This is a genomic window from Nocardia brasiliensis NBRC 14402 (genome assembly GCF_000308475.2).
GTDB classification, from domain to species: Bacteria; Actinomycetota; Actinomycetes; order Mycobacteriales; family Mycobacteriaceae; genus Nocardia; species Nocardia brasiliensis.
This window is the reverse complement of record NZ_BAFT02000064.1, coordinates 41551-57176: the sequence shown is the minus strand read 5'-3', so window position 1 is coordinate 57176 and position 15626 is coordinate 41551. Positions and strand designations below refer to the sequence as shown.

Sequence of the window (15626 nt, the reverse complement as noted above, 5' to 3'; positions counted from 1 at the left end):
CGCCCCGCTACGGCCTGGCACAGCGTGTGCGGGAACGCAGAAGGGGTGCGTGAACGGGGTGGGGCGCTCGACTAGGCTCGTCCGCGATGATTGAGAACATATTGCCTGCGGGGGTTGCGTCGGCTGAGCTGCTGAAGTTTCCGGCGGATCTGACGGCGCATCCGGCGGAAGAGCATCTCATCGCGAAGGCCGTGGAGAAGCGGCGGCGGGACTTCATCGGTGCCCGGCACTGCGCGCGCCTGGCGCTGGCCGAGCTGGGCGAGCCGCCGGTGGCGATCGGCAAGGGCGAGCGTGGCGCGCCGATCTGGCCGCGCGGGATCGTCGGCAGCCTCACCCACTGTGACGGGTACCGGGCCGCGGCGCTCGGGCACAAGCTGCGCTTCCGTTCGATCGGGATCGATGCCGAGCCGCACGCGGAACTGCCGGAGGGGGTACTGGACTCGGTCTCGCTGCCGCCGGAGCGGGAATGGTTGCGCGCGACGGATTCCCCGCTGCACCTGGACCGCCTGATCTTCTGCGCGAAGGAGGCGACGTTCAAGGCATGGTGGCCGCTCACTCTGCGCTGGCTGGGGTTCGAGGATGCGCACATCACCTTCGAGCTCGAGGACAATGCCGTCGGTGCCGGCCGCGGCACGTTCCACAGCCAGATTTTGGTGCCCGGGCAGACGAACGACGGTGGCGTGCCGCTGTTGTCGTTCGACGGCAAGTGGCAGATCGTCGACGGGTTCATCCTCACCGCGATCGTGCACGTCTGATGGGCGGTCTCGGCGGATTGCTGATCGTCGACAAGGACGGCGGCTGGACCAGTCACGATGTCGTCGCGAAGTGCCGGAAACTGCTGCACACCAAGAAGGTCGGGCATGCGGGCACGCTCGATCCGATGGCCACCGGCGTGCTCGTGCTCGGCGTGGACCGGGCGACCAAGCTGCTCGGTCTGCTCACCCTCACCACCAAGGCGTACACCGCGACGATCCGGCTCGGTCAGGCCACCAGCACCGACGACGCCGAGGGCGAAGTGCGCACGACCACCCCGGCGCTGCACCTCGCCGATGCCGAAATCGCCGCGCACACCGCGAAACTCACCGGTGACATCGATCAGGTGCCTGCCACCGTGAGCGCGATCAAGGTGGACGGGGAACGCGCCTATGCCCGGCATCGCGCGGGCGAGGACGTGCAGTTGGCCGCCCGGCCGGTCACGGTGTCCCGCTTCGACATTCTCGGCCGCCGCGACGTGGCCGCGGGCGAGTTCGTCGATCTCGACGTGGTCGTCGAATGTTCTTCCGGCACCTACATTCGGGCGCTGGCGCGCGACCTGGGCGCGGCGCTCGGCGTCGGCGGGCATCTGACCGCGTTGCGCCGCACCAGGGTCGGCCCGTTCACTCTCGAACATGCCCGCACCCTGGACGAATTGGCGGCGGCCGCCGAATCGGACGGTTCGTTGCTCAGCCTCGACATGGACGAGGCCGTGCGAACCGCCTTCCCGCACCGCGAGATCGACGAGAGCCAGGCCGAAGATCTGCGCAACGGACGGTGGCTCGAGCCGGTCGGTCTGCGCGGCGTCTACGCGGCGATCGATCCGGCAGGCCGGGCGATCGCGCTGCTCCAGGAGAGCGGTAAGCGGGCGGCGTCGGTCATGGTCGTGCGGCCGTCCAACCTCTAGCGGCGGATCGGAACCTACTGCGGCGCAGCGGTTTCGGCGGTGACAAGGTCGGGGCCGAGGATCGGCTGCAGTGCGCCCAGCAGTGCGCCCATGCTGATCTCGAGCAGTTCGGCGCGCGAGTAGTGCTGGTTCTCCAGCCATTCGACCGTGAGCACCCGGACGAAGGTGAGCCAGCCCGACAACACCGAGGACACCCGGGTGCGCACCGGCTCCTCGACACCGAGCGCTTCGAGGAGCCTGCGGCGCAGTTCGCCGAGTTCGCCCGCGATGATCGCCTGGATCGCCGGATCCTCGGCGAGCACCCGGTTCGCCGCGAGCACGCTGTTGGCGTTCGCCTCGAAGTAGTCGAAATGGGTGGTCAGGCCCGCGGCGAGTTGTTCGGCCAGCGGTGCGCCGCTGTCGAGGGGCGTGTCGACCAGGAGTTGGTTCGCGGCCTGCTCGTAGACGCCTGCGAAGAGTTCGCGCTTGCTCGGGAAGTGGCGATAGAGCAGCGCCCTGGACACGCCGGCCGCCGCCGCGACGTCTTCCATCAGCACCGCGTCGTAGGCGCGTTCGGCGAACAAGCGCGCGCCCGCGTCCAACAGCACCTGGCGGCGTGCGTCAGGGGACAGGCGACGGCGGGTGCTCATCCATCGAACTTTAGTTGACGTCTGTCTACTAAGGGTCGTAGGGTACTTAGTAGACAGACGTCAACTACGGTGTCCGGACCGGTGATCGCAGAGAGCTGCTGTCCGGCAACCGGATTCCCGGGGAGGAACGATATGGCTGCCGCATTGAAATGGCTTTCCCTCGTGATGGGTGTCGCCTGCGTCGCGATCGGCGTGTTCCACCTGGCGGCAGGCATCGACGGGATACCCGATATGGGCTCGTCCGGCGTCACGGCCGACAGCCAGACCCGCTTCTTCGGCGCGATCTTCCTCGGCTATGGCGTCGTCTGGATCTGGGCCGCACGGCAGCGCCCGATCCCCGCGACCGTGATCCGCTGGCTCGCGGGCATTTTCCTGCTGGGCGCCGTCGGCCGGTTCATCTCCGTCGCCGTCTACGGCTGGCCGCACTGGTTTCAGATCGTCCTGACGGCGATCGAGGTCGTCCTGCCCCCGCTGTACTTCTGGCTGGCGAGCGCGGACGAAAAACGCCTCGGCACAACCACTCCGGTGCGCAGTACCCCCGCCTTCGGCTGAGTTGTGCTGCTGCCCCTGATCCATGGGGATTGACCAGTGGTAACCGTCGAGTGCAAGGTGGCGATAGGCGGGGTATCTGGTTGCTCTGACGGGGGAGGTGCCGGCGATGGTCGGTCGCAGGACGTTACGTGTGGTGGGGGTGCTCGCCGCGGTGCTGCTGGTCGGGACCGGGTGCGGTGGGGATGCGGAACCGTCGGCGGGAAAGACGACGACACCGCCCTCGACAACCGTTGTGCCGTCGGCAGATCCGTCACCCGGTCAACCACCGAAGCCGATTCCGTCGCCCGGGCAGCCGCCGCGGGTCACGCCGCCGCCGGGTGCACCGCCGCCGGGCAACCCACCGCCGGTCAAGCCGCCGCCCGGTATGGGTACGGCGATCATCAAGACCCGGACTCTTTCTCAGGTGCCGGTGCCGAATGTGCCGGTCTATGTCACCCTGGTGCAGCCGTGTGACCCTGCGTCGCACGATATTCCGCTCGGGGAGACCCGGGAGGTGCTGAACCGGCAGGCGGTCACCGACGGCTCCGGTTCGGCCACCTTCGCGGTGCCGCTCGGCTGCTATCGGTTCGGCATGGGCACCCCGCCGCCGGGCACGAAACCGGTTCCGGAGGGGATGCACCAGCTCTTCCTGGTCCGCGAAGCCGAAGTGGTCGAAGGCCTGCTGCGGTTCGACGACACCGGGCAGCCGCAGTGCTCCCCCGGGGCGATCGCGCACGACCTGGACGATATCGGCGGGCTGACCGAATACCAGGCCAAGGTGCACTACTGCGACGGCGTCTGGGGTGTCATCGTCTGGGATGCGCCCGGTGACAGTCAGCGAATAGTCCGGCGCGGCAACGGCGGCTGGGTCACCTATCTGGTCTTTCCGCACGACCAGTGCTGGTCGAAAGCCGCCGCCGACGGCGTGCCCGAGAGCCTGCGGCACTACTTCAGCTGCTGACCGCTCCGATCCGCGGCGATGGCCTGGACGGCGCAGCGCATGTGCTCGACCAGCAACTTGCGCGCGCGGGCGGCGGGTCCGGCGCCGATCGCGTCCCGGAGTTCGACGTGTTCGCGGGCTTGCTCGTGCAGGTCCGGATTGGTGGTTTGCAAGGCGCCCAGGCACATTCGGGTCTCGATCAGCAGGGTGCGGGCGGCGCGGGCCAGCCGCGGGCTGCCCGCGCTGTCGACCAGCGCGACGTGGAAGGCCTGATCGGCGTCGGAAAGCCCGGCGGCGTCGCCGTTTTCGGCGGCGGCGCACATCTGGTCGACGCTCTCGCGCAGCGCCGCGTACGCGATCTCGCGGCGGCCGTCCAGGATCAGCTCGAGCGCGCCGCCCTCGATGGCGGTCCTGGCGTGGTAGATGTCGGCGACGTCGTCGAGGGTGAGGTCGATGACGAAGATGCCGCGATGCCGGATGCTGTGCAGCAGACCCTCGGACACGAGTCGCTGCATGGCCTCGCGGACCGGCCCGCGGGATACGTCGAAGCGGGCGGCGAGGTCGGCCTCGCCGAGCTGGTCGCCGGGCGCGAAACTGCCGCGCATGATCGCCTCGCGCAGTCGGTCGGCGATCACCTCGGCCGTCGACTGCCTGCTGACCGGCTCGATCTCAACGAGCGGCATGGGCGTGCCTTTCTGTGAACAGGGTGCCGAGGGCGGGGCAGGTCGCGGTGCGGCCCGCCAGTCGCAGCCCGGCCCAGATAGTGACCTGGTTCGCGGTCAGCACCGGCTTGCCGAGGGCGGCTTCCAGTTCCGGCAGCACGGCAAGCGTATGCATGGCCGTGTCCGGGATGAGCAGCGCCTGGGCTTCGGGATGATCGTTGGCCACGGCCAGCTGCCGGACCTGTGCGGCGTCCAGCGTGCCGACCTCGGCGGCGGTGTCGATGCCTGCGCTGCGCATCGAGACGACGCGGATGCCCGCGTCGGCGAGGAATTCGACGAACAGCCGCGCGACGTCGTCCGGATAGCTGGCGGCGACGGCGACGGTGTCCAGGCCGAGCGCGTGCACCGCGTCGACGAAGGCGAAGCTGGTGCTGGTGGCGGGCACGCCCGCGGCGGTGGCCAGCGCGTCGACCTGTTCGCGCGCCCCGCGCGGGCCGTAGACGAAACTGCCTGAGGTACAAGCCCAGACCACGGCCTGCGGCCGGTGCGGGGCGAGCAGTTCGGCGCCGTGGCGCAGCTTGTCCGGGCTACCCAGGTCCAGCAGCTCGGGGACGGCGTGCAGGTCGGTGCCGTAGATATGGGCCACCGGCAGGTCGGCGCCGAGCACCGCGGCGGCGCGCGGGTAGTCGTCCTCGGCCGCGTGATCGGGGTAGATGAAACCGACTGTGGTGGTGTGCATGTGCTGTGCTCCCGATCAGAAGACGTTCAGTAGCCATTTGCCCGGGCCCATCATCGGCAGCTTCATCCGGCCGAGGCAGGCCCACATGGTGAGCTGGTTGGCGGTGAGGACGGGTTTGCCGAGGGCCTGTTCCAGCGGCTCGATCACGTCGTAGGTGGGCAGGTTGGTGCAGCTGACGAAGATCGCCTGAGCCTGCGGGTCGTTCGCGCCGACGATGCGTTCGGCGATGGTGCGGTAGTTGACCTTCCAGATGCCGCCGCCCAGGCCGAGATGGTCGGAGCGGATGACGGTGCACCCGGCCTCGCCGAGGAACTCGTGCAGTTTGCCGGTCAGCACCTCGTCGTACGGCGTCAGCACCGACAGCCGCGTGATGTCGAGGTGCCGGATCGCCTCGAGCAGCGCGCCCGAGGTGGTCACCGCATCCAATGCGCCTGCGGCGCAGATGGTTTCCCGTAGGGATCGTTCGTACTCGAGTCCCTTGATGAAACTGCCCGAGGTGCACAGGTACGCCACCACTTCCGGCTCGACGTGCAGCACGTCGCGGGTCGCGGTGGTCAGATGCGCCGGGTTCGAGACGAGTTCGGCCATCGCCAAGGAGACGGGGACGGGTTCGTACGGGGTGCGGGCCAGATGCAGGCTCACCTCCATCGGTGCCCAGCGCCAGAGCTCGCGCTCGAGCGCGAGGTCGAACGGCGCGATGATACCGATGCCCCGCTGTGCGACCGGGCCCTCGATATCCGGGAAGCTGAGTTCCATACGGCCCCTCTCGCACTCAGCTGGGTAGACCTCCGAACGCGATCGGATTGTTGACAATCATACGATGCGATCTTAGTGTGTCAATGTGGAAACGGGCCCCATTGTCACCGTCCTGCACAGTGACCGCGTGCCCGAGGCGGATCTGATGGCCGCCGTATCGGCTCGCGCCACGGTGCGCTATACCGAGGCAGCCGGTCTCGCGACCGCGCTGCGCGGTGCCGACGTGCTGTTCGTCTACGACTTCCTGACCCGCGCCCTGCCCGGCGCGTGGCCCGCGGCCGACCGGCTGCGATGGTTGCACATGGGCTCGACCGGGGTGGACCCGGCGATGTTCCCGGAACTGCGGGCCAGCGACGTCGTGGTGACCAATACGCGCGGCCTGTTCGACACGGCCATCGCGGAATACGTGCTCGGGCAGATCCTCGGGTTCGCCAAGGACCTGCCCGGAGCGTTGCGCAGGCAGCTGCGCCACGACTGGGCACATCGCGAGAACGAACGGATAGCAGGCGCCACCGTGCTGATCGTCGGCACCGGTTCGATCGGCCGCGCCATCGCGCGACTGCTGCGCGCGGCCGGGATGAACATCCGGGCGGTGGGCCGGCGAATGCGCCCGGACGACCCGGATTTCGGCGCGGTGAGCACGGACCTGCACGCCGAGTTACCGGCGGCCGACTATGTGGTGGCGATCGCACCGCTGACCCCACAGACCCGGAACATGTTCGGCTCGAGGGAATTCGCCGCGATGAAACCGCATGCGAGGTTTGTCAACGTGGGCCGCGGGGAACTCGTAGTTACCGACGATCTGGTGGCCGCCCTCGGCGCCGGGTCGATCGCCGGGGCGGCGCTCGATGTGGTCGCGCCCGAGCCGCTGCCCCCCGACCACCCGCTGTGGGATCTGCCGAACGTGTCGATCACACCGCACAATTCGGGCGACTTCATCGGCTGGCGGACCGAGATCGTCTCCGTGTTCGCCGAGAACTTCGACAACTGGATCGCCGGTCGGCCCCTGCGCAACGTGGTCGACAAAGAGCTGGGGTACGTGCCCGGCTGAAGGAGCCCTGAAAATGAGCGAACACCGTGAGCGAATCATGTGCCAGCGCGCCGTAGGCATGGCGGAACCGAGCGCCCGCGAGGTGCAGCCATGAGTTACCCCGATATCAATATTCCGACCGAGCCCGCGGCGATGACCGCCGTCCAGCTGGTTTCGGCCTATGCCGCGGGCGCGCTTTCACCGGTCGAGGCGACCGAGGCGGTGCTGGCCGCCATCGCCGCCGACGATCCGGCGGTGAACGCGTACTGCCTGGTCGATCCCGATCGGGCGCTGGTGCAGGCCAAGGACTCCGAGGCGCGCTGGCATTCCGGGCACGCGCGCGGGCTGCTCGACGGTGTGCCCATCTCGATCAAGGACATCTTCCTCACCGAGGGCTGGCCGACGCGTCGCGGCTCCACGTCGGTCGACCCAGCGGGTCCGTGGACGGTGGACAGCCCGGTGGCGGCGCGGCTGCGCGAGGACGGCATGGTCTTCCTCGGCAAGACCACGACGCCCGAAATCGCTTGGAAGGCGGTCACGGACAGCCCGCTGACCGGGATCACCCGCAATCCGGTGGATCCGGCGACGACGGCGGGCGGCTCGTCCGGCGGCAGCGCGGCGGCGGTCGCGGGTGGCATGGGGCCGGTTTCGGTCGGCACCGACGGCGGCGGCAGCATTCGCATCCCGGCGGCGTTCTGCGGCATCGTCGGTTTCAAGCCGACGCACGGGCGGATTCCGCTGTATCCGGCGAGCCCGTTCGGTCCGCTGGCGCACGCGGGCCCGATGACCCGCACGGTCGAGGACGCGGCGCTGCTGATGGACATCCTCTCGCTGCCCGATCCGCGCGACCCGACGAGCCTCGCGCCGCCCCTGACGACCTTCCGCGGCCAGGTGGTGCGTGACGTGCGCGGACTCACCGTCGCCTATTCGCCGACCCTGGGTTATGCGAAGGTCGATCCCGAGGTGGCCGCCCTCGTCGATGCCGCGGTCCGCAAACTCGGCGAGGCCGAATTGCGGGTTGCCACAGCCGATCCCGGCTTCGCCGATCCGCGCGAGGCGTTCGAGCTGCTGTGGGCGGCGGGTGCCGCCACCATGCTGTCGAAATTCCCCGCGGGGTCCCGCGAGCGGGTCGATCCGGCGCTGGGCGCGGTCTGGGATCAAGGGAATGCGGTGCGCGCCGTCGAGTATCTCGACGCGCGCAACGAAGCGGCGCAGCTCGGCATCACGATGGGCGCCTTCCACACCGCCCACGATGTGCTGATCACCCCGACCATGCCGATCACCGCGTTCGCGGCGGGCCACGATGTGCCGCCGGGCAGCGGCCTGACGAGCTGGCCGCAGTGGACGCCGTTCACCTACCCGTTCAACATGACTCAGCAGCCCGCGATCAGCATCCCGGTCGGCACCACCGCGGCCGGACTGCCGGTGGGGCTCCAGATCGTCGGCCCGCGCCACTCCGACGACCTGGTGCTCGCCGTCGCCCGCTACGCCGAACACGTTCTGGCACAGTGAAAATGCGCGTCGGCCGCCGTGGCGGCCGACGCGCACCTCTGCTGCCCCCGCGCACATTCCGTGCGCGGGCAGCGAATTCGCGTGCGGGGGTCAGGCGCGGGCGAAGGCCAGGGTTTCGCCGGAGACGCCGTGCAGCCACAGGTCGTTGCAGGCGGCGGCGATATCGGCCAGGCCCTCTTCGATCGTGGCGAAGACGTTGCCGGGCACCCAGCCCATGTCGCCGTTGATGAGCAAGTTGTTGCGGCCGTAGAAGATCGCCAGATCGGTCGCGCCCTGGTCGTGGTGCGCGGTGGAGCCCGGCTCGTAGCCGTAGGCCGGGTTGCCGATCTCCCAGGCCTCGAAATCGAACAGGCAGACATCGCCCGGGATCGGCGTGACCGTCGGGTTCTCCCGATGCGGGGCCGCGCCGATCCGGGGGACCAGGGTGTAGACCTCGTTGCGGGCGTACTTGGCGTGGAAGGCGTCACCCTCCTGCGGGAGCGCGTCCCACACGGCGGCGCAGGTGTGCGGCGCCTCGGCGTCGAGCAGCCGGGCGCGGCAGGTGACGGCGGCCTTGGTCAGGGTGATGGTGATGAAGCGAGCCATTGCTGTCTGCTTTCTGTTGTCGCGCGGATCGATGTGCGGACTCACAGGGCGTCTGTTCGGCTGATCCGAGGCTATCGCCGCGGTAGGCCGGGCGCACGCGCTGTGGCGACCAGCTCAGAGTTCGGCCAGTACCTCGGTCCAGATCGCGAGCGCGTCATCGATCTGGCTCGCGGTGACGATCAGCGGGGGGATCATCCGCACCACGTTCATGTGCGCGCCGCAGGTGAGCAGCAGCAGTCCCTTCTCGACCGCGAGCCGCTGTGCCGCGCTTGCCGTCTCGGTATCGGGTTCGCCTGTCGCGGTGGTGAATTCGGCTCCGGCCAGCAGGCCGAGGCCGCGCACGTCACCGATCGCCTTGGTGGCGCTCGCGCGCAGCCCGTCGAGCAGTTGCGCGCCACGGGCGGCGGCGTTGTCCACCAGGTGCTCGGATTCGATGACCTCCAGGGTCGCCACCGCGGCCGCGCAGGCCACGGCGTTGCCGCCGTAGGTGCCGCCCTGCGACCCCGGCCAGGCCTTGGCCATCAACTCGCGCGAGGCCGCGATACCCGAGAGCGGGAAGCCGCTGGCGAGCCCCTTCGCGATGGTGATGATGTCGGGTCGCACGTCGAAATGCTGGTGCCCGAAGAACTTTCCGGTGCGCCCGAACCCGGTCTGGATCTCATCGAGCACGAGCAGAATGCCGTGCCGGTCGGCGCGTTCGCGCAGGCCGCGGAAGAAGGCGGTGTTGCCGGGGATGTAGCCGCCCTCGCCGAGCATCGGCTCGACCACGAACGCGGCGGTCTCCGCGGGCGAGGTGAGCGTGGCGAACAGATAGTCGAGCTCGCGCAGCGCGAACGCGGTCGCCTCCTGCTCGGTCCAGCCGTAGCGGAACGCCGTCGGGAAGGGCGCCACGTGCACGCCGGACATGAGCGGGCTGAAACCTGCGGAGAATCGGGTACCCGACGTGGTCATGGTGGCCGCCGCGACGGTGCGACCGTGGAAACCGCCGTGAAAGACCACCACATTCGGCCGTCCGGTCGCCTGACGCGCCAGCCGCAGCGCGGCTTCGATCGCCTCGCTGCCGGAGTTGGCGAAGAACAGCGTGTCCAGGTCCGGCGGCAGGACGGTGCCGAGACGCTCGATGAGCTGCAGCATCGGCCGGTGCATGACGGTGGTGTATTGGCCGTGGATCAGGCTGCCGACCTGGGCCTGGGCCGCCGCGACCACGTGCGGGTGGCAGTGGCCGGTGCTCGTGACGCCGATGCCGGCGGTGAAGTCGAGGTAGCGGCGTCCGTCGGTGCCGTACAGGTAGCAGCCGGTGCCGTGATCGACGGTCACCGGTGTGGCCTGGCGCAGAACGGGCGAAAGTTCGGTCATGGTGAGCCGCCTCCCGGGCAGTGGTGCGATCGCAACATCCGGAGATTGTCTATTGTCGGATTGTTGACAATATGCATAACATGGCGGGGGAGGTCGCAGCAATAGCCTGCGGCTGCCTCCTGGCAGCGAAAGGAGTCCGGCGCCGATGCTCACCGAGACCTTGTCCGCCGCGGAGCGGGCCGTAATCGACACTGTGCCAACGGGTTTGTATATCGACGGGCAGTGGTGCGCGACGAATGCCGAACTGCCCGTGCTGGATCCGGCCACCGGCGCCATGTTGTGCGCGGTCGCCGACGCGGGCCCGCAGGACGGGCTCGACGCGTTGACCGCGGCGCACCGGGCCCAGGCGGCCTGGGCGGCGACACCGCCGCGAACCCGCGCCGATCTGCTCATGCGTTCGCACCACGCGCTGCTCGACGACACCGACCGGCTCGCGCTGATCACGACGCTGGAGATGGGCAAGCCGCTGGCCGAGGCCCGCGGCGAAATCGCTTATACCGCAGAGTTCTTCCGCTGGTTCGCGGAGGAGGCCGTCCGTTCGGACGGTGGCTACCTCCCCGCGCCCGCGGGCGGCTCGCGGTTCTTGGTGACCAAGCAGCCGGTGGGCCCCAGCCTGCTGATCACGCCGTGGAACTTCCCGATGGCCATGGGCGCGCGCAAGATCGCGCCCGCACTTGCCGCCGGCTGTACCTGTGTGGTGAAACCCGCTGAGCAGACGCCGTTGTCGATGCTCGCGCTCGCCGATCTGCTCGATCGCGCCGGCCTGCCGCGCGGCGTCGTCAACGTACTGTCCACCGCCGACCCGGGCGCGCTGATGACGCCGCTGATCGCGGACGAGCGCTCGCGCAAACTGTCCTTCACCGGGTCCACCGCCGTCGGCAAACGCCTGCTCGAACAGTGCGCGCGCACGGTCATGCGCACCTCGATGGAGCTCGGCGGGAACGCGGCGTTCATCGTGTTCGACGACGCGGACCTGGACGAGGCCGTCGAGGGCGCGCTCGCCGCCAAGATGCGCAATATCGGGCAGGCCTGCACCGCGGCCAACCGAATCTTCGTGCAGCGCGGCGTCGTCGACGAGTTCGCCGCCCGGCTCGCCGAGCGGATGGCGGCCCTGCCGATGGGGCGTGGCACCGAGCCGGGGGTTGTCGTCGGCCCGCTGATCGACGCCGACGCGGTCACGAAGGTCACCGAACTCGTCGCCGACGCGCGCCGTCGCGGCGCCCGCGTGCTCACCGGCGGCACCGTGCTCGACGGGCCCGGCAACTTCTATCCGGCCACGGTGCTGGTCGGCGTGCCCGACGATGCGGCGATGTGCCACACCGAGATCTTCGGTCCGGTCGCCTCGATCACGACCTTCGACACCGAGGACGAGGTGGTCGCCCGCGCCAACAACACGCCCTACGGCCTGGTCGGCTATGTCTTCACCGAGCATTTGCGCCGCGGCCTGCGGGTGTGCGAGGCCTTGGAAACCGGCATGGTCGGGCTCAATCAGGGCGTGGTGTCCAACCCGGCCGCACCGTTCGGCGGCGTCAAAGAATCCGGGCTCGGCCGCGAAGGCGGGATGATCGGCATCGACGAATTCCTCGAGACCAAATACATCGGAGTGCGACTGTGACAGCGCCCAGGTACCGCATCGCGACCATCCCCGGCGACGGCATCGGCGTGGACGTCACCGCCGCCGCCGTCTCGGTGCTCGACGCCGTGCTGCCCGGCCTCGAGTGGACCGAATTCGATTGGTCCTGTGCGAAATATCTGACCACCGGCCGGATGATGCCGCCCGACGGTCCCGAGCTGCTCGCCGGTTTCGACGCGATTCTGCTCGGCGCGGTCGGTTTTCCCGGTGTGCCCGACCATGTTTCGCTGTGGGGCCTGCTGATTCCGTTGCGCCGTGCGTTCGGTCAGTACGTCAATCTGCGCCCGGTCCGGCTGCTGCCCGGCACCGAGTCGGCGCTGCGCGGGCGCAGCGCCGAGGATCTGGACATCCTCATCGTGCGGGAGAACTCCGAGGGCGAATACTCCGAGATCGGCGGCACGCACAATCCGGGCCGCGCGGACGAATTCGTGCTCCAGGAGTCGGTGTTCACCCGGGTCGGGTGCGAACGGATCATCCGGTACGCGTTCGAGCGGGCTCGGGAACGCGGTGGCCGGCTGTGCTCGGCCACCAAATCGAACGGCCTGATCCACTCGATGCCGTACTGGGACAGCGTGTTCGAACGGATCGCCGCCGACTACCCCGATGTGCAGACCCGGCAGATGCACGTGGACGCGCTCGCGGCGGAGATCGTGCTGCACCCGGACCGGCTGGACGTGATCGTGGGCTCGAACCTGTTCGGCGACATCCTGTCCGACCTCGCCGCGGCCGTGACCGGCGGCCTCGGGCTCGCCCCCTCGGGCAATATCAACCCCGAGCGCACCGCACCGTCGATGTTCGAGGCGGTGCACGGCAGCGCGCCCGATATCGCGGGCCAGGGTATCGCCGATCCGATCGCCCAGATCCTCGCGGGCGCAATGCTGCTCGACCATCTCGGCGAAACCGCCGCGGCCGCCGCGGTGGACCGGGCGGTGTGCGACGTACTCGGCAAAGGCGAAGTGCGCACGCCGGACCTGGGCGGCGACGCGACCACGACGGAACTCGCCGCCGCCGTCGCGGACCGCGCCGCCGAATTGGTCGCCATCCCTCCGTACTGAGCGGGTTCAGTTGGCCCGCAACGGTTTTCCGTTGCTCAGGTGGTCAACCAGATGGCCTCGGCCGCGGGACGGCCGAGGTCGGTGGGCATTTCCCCGCCGCCGATGCGAATCGCGATTGTGCCCGCGAAATCCCGGCGTTCGACCACGGTGATCGCGGTGTCCAGGGCGATGCCCACGGAGTCGAAATAGCGCAGCATCTCCGGATCCGAATCGGAGATGCGCGCGACCCGGCCCGCCTCGCCCGCGTGGAAGTCGCTGAGCTGACGCGCCGGCGGCGTGGGGACCGCGCCGTCCACCGACGGGATGGGGTCGCCGTGCGGATCCCGGTCGGGATAACCGAGTTTCGCGTCGATGCGCGCCACCAGTAGTTCGGAGACCGCGTGCTCGAGCACCTCGGCCTCGTCGTGCACCTCGTCCCAGCCGTAGCCGAGCTCGTTGACCAGGAAGGTCTCGATCAGCCGGTGCCGGCGCACCATCGCGATGGCGGCGCGGCGACCGCCCTCGGTGAGCGTGATCGACCCGTAGCGGGCGTGCTCGACCAAGCCTTGGTCGGCGAGTTTGCGCACCGCCTCGGACACCGTGGACGCGGAGACCCCGATCCGTTCCGCGAGCAGTTTGGTCGACACCTTCTCCTGCGACCATTCCTGCGCGGTCCAGATCACCTTCAAATAGTCCTGCGCCACCGAGGAGAGCACCGGCGCGATGGTCGCGGTGGTGCCGCGGGCCTCGCCCGGCACGGGGGCGTCGGTCAGCTCGCGTCTTGTGGCGATGTCTCGTTTACCGGGCACATACTCGAGCTTAAGCACAGGAGACCCGATTGACACAGCTCGCCGCACAGTGGAACCAGGGTTTCATCACCCGTACACAACTCCGGAAGCTGCGCGTGACATCAGCCACCCTCGCGGCGGCGTCGGCCCTGGCACCGCCGTTGCGGCGAGCGACTTCGGTCGGACCGGGTTTCCGTGCGCGATATAAGCTGCGCGTGTGCAGAGATGGCGAGGTCTCGAGGACGTGCCCGCGGACTGGGGCCGATGTGTACTGACGATCGGTGTGTTCGACGGTGTGCACCGCGGACACGCGCAGTTGATCAGCAGAGCGGTGCAGAAGGCGGCCGCGCGCGGGGTGCCCGCGGTGTTGATGACCTTCGATCCGCATCCGATGGAGGTGGTCCGCCCCGGCTCGCATCCGGCGCAGCTGACCACCCTGACCCGCCGGGCCGAACTGGCCGAGGAACTGGGCGTCGACGTGTTCTGCGTGATGCCGTTCACCCAGGCTTTCATGAAGCTCACGCCCGTGCGTTATGTGCACGACCTGCTGGTCGAGCGGCTGCACGTGAGCGAAGTGGTGATCGGCGACAACTTCACCTTCGGCAAGAAGGCGGCAGGCACCGTCGACACCATGCGTGAGCTCGGCAAGCGCTGGGGCTTCGAGGTCGACGGCGTCAAGCTGCTCGGCGAACACGCGGTCACCTTCTCCTCCACTTACATTCGCGCCTGCGTCGACGCGGGCGATATGGCCGCCGCGGCCGAGGCGCTCGGCCGGCCGCACCGGGTCGAGGGCGTGGTCGTGCACGGCGACGGGCGCGGGCGTCAGCTCGGCTTCCCGACCGCGAACGTCGCGCCGCCGATGCACGCCGCGATCCCGGCCGACGGCGTGTACGCGGGCTGGTTCACCGTGCTCGGTCCCGGACCGACCATCGGCACCGTCACCCCCGGTGAACGCGCGATGGCCGCGATCTCCGTCGGCACCAACCCCACCTTCTCCGGGCGCGCCCGCACGGTCGAGGCGTATGTGCTCGACGGTGAGGCCGATCTCTACGGCCAGCACGTCGCGGTCGATTTCGTCGACCACGTGCGCGGCCAGCGCAAATTCGATTCGATCGATGAACTCATCGAGACCATGGGCCGCGATGTCGAGAACGCGCGAAAGGTGCTCGCCGCCGAGGGCAAGTGAATCCGGCAGTGAATGGCATCTCGACCGGGTGCATCCACCGCGATTCGGTCTACCGCGCCCGTTCCGGTAAGGTAGATCCTCGGGTTTGCTGCGGTCCGCGGCGGCGCCCACACCCGGGTAACCGGAAATTCGAGCGCGGCACTGAAATAGGGAGTGGATGCCTCATGGCTCTGACCACTGAGCAGAAGTCGGCGATTCTGAAGGAATACGGCCTGCACGAGAAGGACACCGGTTCGCCGGAGGCCCAGATCGCGCTGCTGTCCAAGCGGATCTCCGATCTCACCGAGCACCTGAAGGTGCACAAGCACGACCACCACACCCGGCACGGCCTGCTCGCGCTGATCGGTCGTCGTCGTCGGCTCTCGAAGTACCTGGCCGCCAACGACATCCAGCGCTACCGCTCGCTCATCGAGCGTCTGGGCCTGCGTCGCTGAGTTCGCGTAGTACCGGTTACCGGAGGTAGCCGGAACCCGGCCAACGGGGAGACGTACAATCTCCCCGTTGGCTATTCGTGTATGGGGGCGACAGTGGATTTGTGCGCCCGCTACACGACGACATTTGGACAGCCGTGAGTACCCGCCCGCG

The 15626-nt window shown here is 68.9% G+C and carries 17 protein-coding genes; 10 read left to right on the top strand and 7 right to left on the bottom strand.

All coding sequences use genetic code 11. The features are described from left to right. Positions 1 to 86: 86 nt before the first annotated feature. Both npt and truB read left to right on the top strand, forming a co-directional pair. Positions 87 to 755: a 4'-phosphopantetheinyl transferase Npt gene (gene npt / locus TY25_RS22695; protein WP_042259035.1), complete on the top strand. Its 669-nt coding sequence runs from the start codon at positions 87 to 89 to the stop codon at positions 753 to 755. Next, entirely contained in the window at positions 755 to 1660 is a 906-nt protein-coding gene (truB, locus tag TY25_RS22690) for a tRNA pseudouridine(55) synthase TruB (protein WP_042259034.1), read from the top strand. The genes npt and truB overlap by 1 nt, the downstream gene beginning before the upstream one ends. Before the next feature lie 14 nt (positions 1661 to 1674). On the opposite strand, the gene TY25_RS22685 is transcribed toward truB, so the two are convergent. Continuing rightward, positions 1675 to 2289: a TetR/AcrR family transcriptional regulator gene (locus tag TY25_RS22685; protein WP_042259033.1), complete on the bottom strand. Its 615-nt coding sequence runs from the start codon at positions 2287 to 2289 to the stop codon at positions 1675 to 1677. A 132-nt stretch (positions 2290 to 2421) separates the two neighbouring features. Here TY25_RS22685 and TY25_RS22680 point away from each other — a divergent pair, with 132 nt between their 5' ends. Next, positions 2422 to 2841: a DUF4345 domain-containing protein gene (locus TY25_RS22680; protein WP_042259032.1), complete on the top strand. Its 420-nt coding sequence runs from the start codon at positions 2422 to 2424 to the stop codon at positions 2839 to 2841. Between the two features lie 106 nt (positions 2842 to 2947). Beyond that, complete coding sequence (locus TY25_RS22675; RefSeq protein ID WP_226887556.1) at positions 2948 to 3781, top strand: hypothetical protein; 834 nt, start codon at positions 2948 to 2950, stop codon at positions 3779 to 3781. On the opposite strand, the gene TY25_RS22670 is transcribed toward TY25_RS22675, so the two are convergent. From TY25_RS22670 to TY25_RS22660, 3 genes are read right to left on the bottom strand one after another with little or no spacing between them, the layout of a single operon-like run. Further along, positions 3766 to 4443 (bottom strand): GntR family transcriptional regulator, encoded by a 678-nt coding sequence (locus tag TY25_RS22670; protein ID WP_042259030.1) that lies wholly within the window; start codon positions 4441 to 4443, stop codon positions 3766 to 3768. The two genes, TY25_RS22675 and TY25_RS22670, sit on opposite strands and share 16 nt — an antisense overlap. After that, positions 4430 to 5161: a maleate cis-trans isomerase family protein gene (locus tag TY25_RS22665; protein ID WP_042259029.1), complete on the bottom strand. Its 732-nt coding sequence runs from the start codon at positions 5159 to 5161 to the stop codon at positions 4430 to 4432. Before TY25_RS22665 ends, TY25_RS22670 begins: the two co-directional genes overlap by 14 nt. A gap of 15 nt (positions 5162 to 5176) precedes the next feature. Further along, a complete protein-coding gene (locus tag TY25_RS22660) occupies positions 5177 to 5917 on the bottom strand; it encodes a maleate cis-trans isomerase family protein (RefSeq protein WP_042259028.1) in 741 nt (246 codons plus the stop codon). Positions 5918 to 6002: 85 nt separating this feature from the next. On the opposite strand from TY25_RS22660, the gene TY25_RS22655 reads away from it, so the two are divergent. Continuing rightward, the gene (locus tag TY25_RS22655) at positions 6003 to 6968 is read left to right on the top strand and encodes a D-2-hydroxyacid dehydrogenase (RefSeq protein WP_042259027.1); all 966 of its coding nucleotides are present in this window, start codon (positions 6003 to 6005) and stop codon (positions 6966 to 6968) included. 105 nt (positions 6969 to 7073) lie between these two features. Continuing rightward, the gene (locus TY25_RS22650; protein WP_201773690.1) at positions 7074 to 8459 is read left to right on the top strand and encodes an amidase; all 1386 of its coding nucleotides are present in this window, start codon (positions 7074 to 7076) and stop codon (positions 8457 to 8459) included. Positions 8460 to 8549: 90 nt separating this feature from the next. Here TY25_RS22650 and TY25_RS22645 read toward each other — a convergent pair whose 3' ends face one another. Both TY25_RS22645 and TY25_RS22640 read right to left on the bottom strand, forming a co-directional pair. Further along, positions 8550 to 9044, bottom strand: a complete 495-nt coding sequence (locus TY25_RS22645) for a DUF3830 family protein (protein WP_042259026.1) — start codon at positions 9042 to 9044, stop codon at positions 8550 to 8552. A gap of 114 nt (positions 9045 to 9158) precedes the next feature. After that, positions 9159 to 10400 carry an aspartate aminotransferase family protein gene (locus TY25_RS22640; RefSeq protein WP_042259025.1) on the bottom strand — a complete coding sequence of 414 codons (1242 nt, stop codon included), beginning with the start codon at positions 10398 to 10400 and terminating at the stop codon, positions 9159 to 9161. 145 nt (positions 10401 to 10545) lie between these two features. On the opposite strand from TY25_RS22640, the gene TY25_RS22635 reads away from it, so the two are divergent. Continuing rightward, the gene (locus TY25_RS22635) at positions 10546 to 12015 is read left to right on the top strand and encodes an NAD-dependent succinate-semialdehyde dehydrogenase (RefSeq protein WP_088606690.1); all 1470 of its coding nucleotides are present in this window, start codon (positions 10546 to 10548) and stop codon (positions 12013 to 12015) included. After that, positions 12012 to 13088, top strand: a complete 1077-nt coding sequence (locus TY25_RS22630) for a tartrate dehydrogenase (protein WP_042259024.1) — start codon at positions 12012 to 12014, stop codon at positions 13086 to 13088. The genes TY25_RS22635 and TY25_RS22630 overlap by 4 nt, the downstream gene beginning before the upstream one ends. Before the next feature lie 35 nt (positions 13089 to 13123). Here the strand turns inward: TY25_RS22630 and TY25_RS22625 are convergent, their stop codons facing one another. Further along, positions 13124 to 13792: a metal-dependent transcriptional regulator gene (locus TY25_RS22625; RefSeq protein WP_178075606.1), complete on the bottom strand. Its 669-nt coding sequence runs from the start codon at positions 13790 to 13792 to the stop codon at positions 13124 to 13126. A 280-nt stretch (positions 13793 to 14072) separates the two neighbouring features. Here TY25_RS22625 and TY25_RS22620 point away from each other — a divergent pair, with 280 nt between their 5' ends. Together TY25_RS22620 and rpsO are read left to right on the top strand one after the other, a co-directional pair. Then, positions 14073 to 15041, top strand: coding sequence for a bifunctional riboflavin kinase/FAD synthetase (locus TY25_RS22620; RefSeq protein ID WP_042259023.1), 969 nt, complete (start codon positions 14073 to 14075; stop codon positions 15039 to 15041). Positions 15042 to 15205: 164 nt separating this feature from the next. After that, complete coding sequence (rpsO, locus tag TY25_RS22615; protein WP_014986888.1) at positions 15206 to 15475, top strand: 30S ribosomal protein S15; 270 nt, start codon at positions 15206 to 15208, stop codon at positions 15473 to 15475. The last annotated feature ends 151 nt before the right edge of the window (positions 15476 to 15626 follow it).

Bases quoted from the DNA above. Each gene is read 5' to 3' on its own strand.
- npt (WP_042259035.1), top strand. From the start codon at position 87: ATGATTGAGAACATATTGCCTGCGGGGGTTGCGTCGGCTGAGCTGCTG.
- truB (WP_042259034.1), top strand. From the start codon at position 755: ATGGGCGGTCTCGGCGGATTGCTGATCGTCGACAAGGACGGCGGCTGG.
- TY25_RS22685 (WP_042259033.1), bottom strand. From the start codon at position 2,289: ATGAGCACCCGCCGTCGCCTGTCCCCTGACGCACGCCGCCAGGTGCTG.
- TY25_RS22680 (WP_042259032.1), top strand. From the start codon at position 2,422: ATGGCTGCCGCATTGAAATGGCTTTCCCTCGTGATGGGTGTCGCCTGC.
- TY25_RS22675 (WP_226887556.1), top strand. From the start codon at position 2,948: ATGGTCGGTCGCAGGACGTTACGTGTGGTGGGGGTGCTCGCCGCGGTG.
- TY25_RS22670 (WP_042259030.1), bottom strand. From the start codon at position 4,443: ATGCCGCTCGTTGAGATCGAGCCGGTCAGCAGGCAGTCGACGGCCGAG.
- TY25_RS22665 (WP_042259029.1), bottom strand. From the start codon at position 5,161: ATGCACACCACCACAGTCGGTTTCATCTACCCCGATCACGCGGCCGAG.
- TY25_RS22660 (WP_042259028.1), bottom strand. From the start codon at position 5,917: ATGGAACTCAGCTTCCCGGATATCGAGGGCCCGGTCGCACAGCGGGGC.
- TY25_RS22645 (WP_042259026.1), bottom strand. From the start codon at position 9,044: ATGGCTCGCTTCATCACCATCACCCTGACCAAGGCCGCCGTCACCTGC.
- TY25_RS22640 (WP_042259025.1), bottom strand. From the start codon at position 10,400: ATGACCGAACTTTCGCCCGTTCTGCGCCAGGCCACACCGGTGACCGTC.
- TY25_RS22635 (WP_088606690.1), top strand. From the start codon at position 10,546: ATGCTCACCGAGACCTTGTCCGCCGCGGAGCGGGCCGTAATCGACACT.
- rpsO (WP_014986888.1), top strand. From the start codon at position 15,206: ATGGCTCTGACCACTGAGCAGAAGTCGGCGATTCTGAAGGAATACGGC.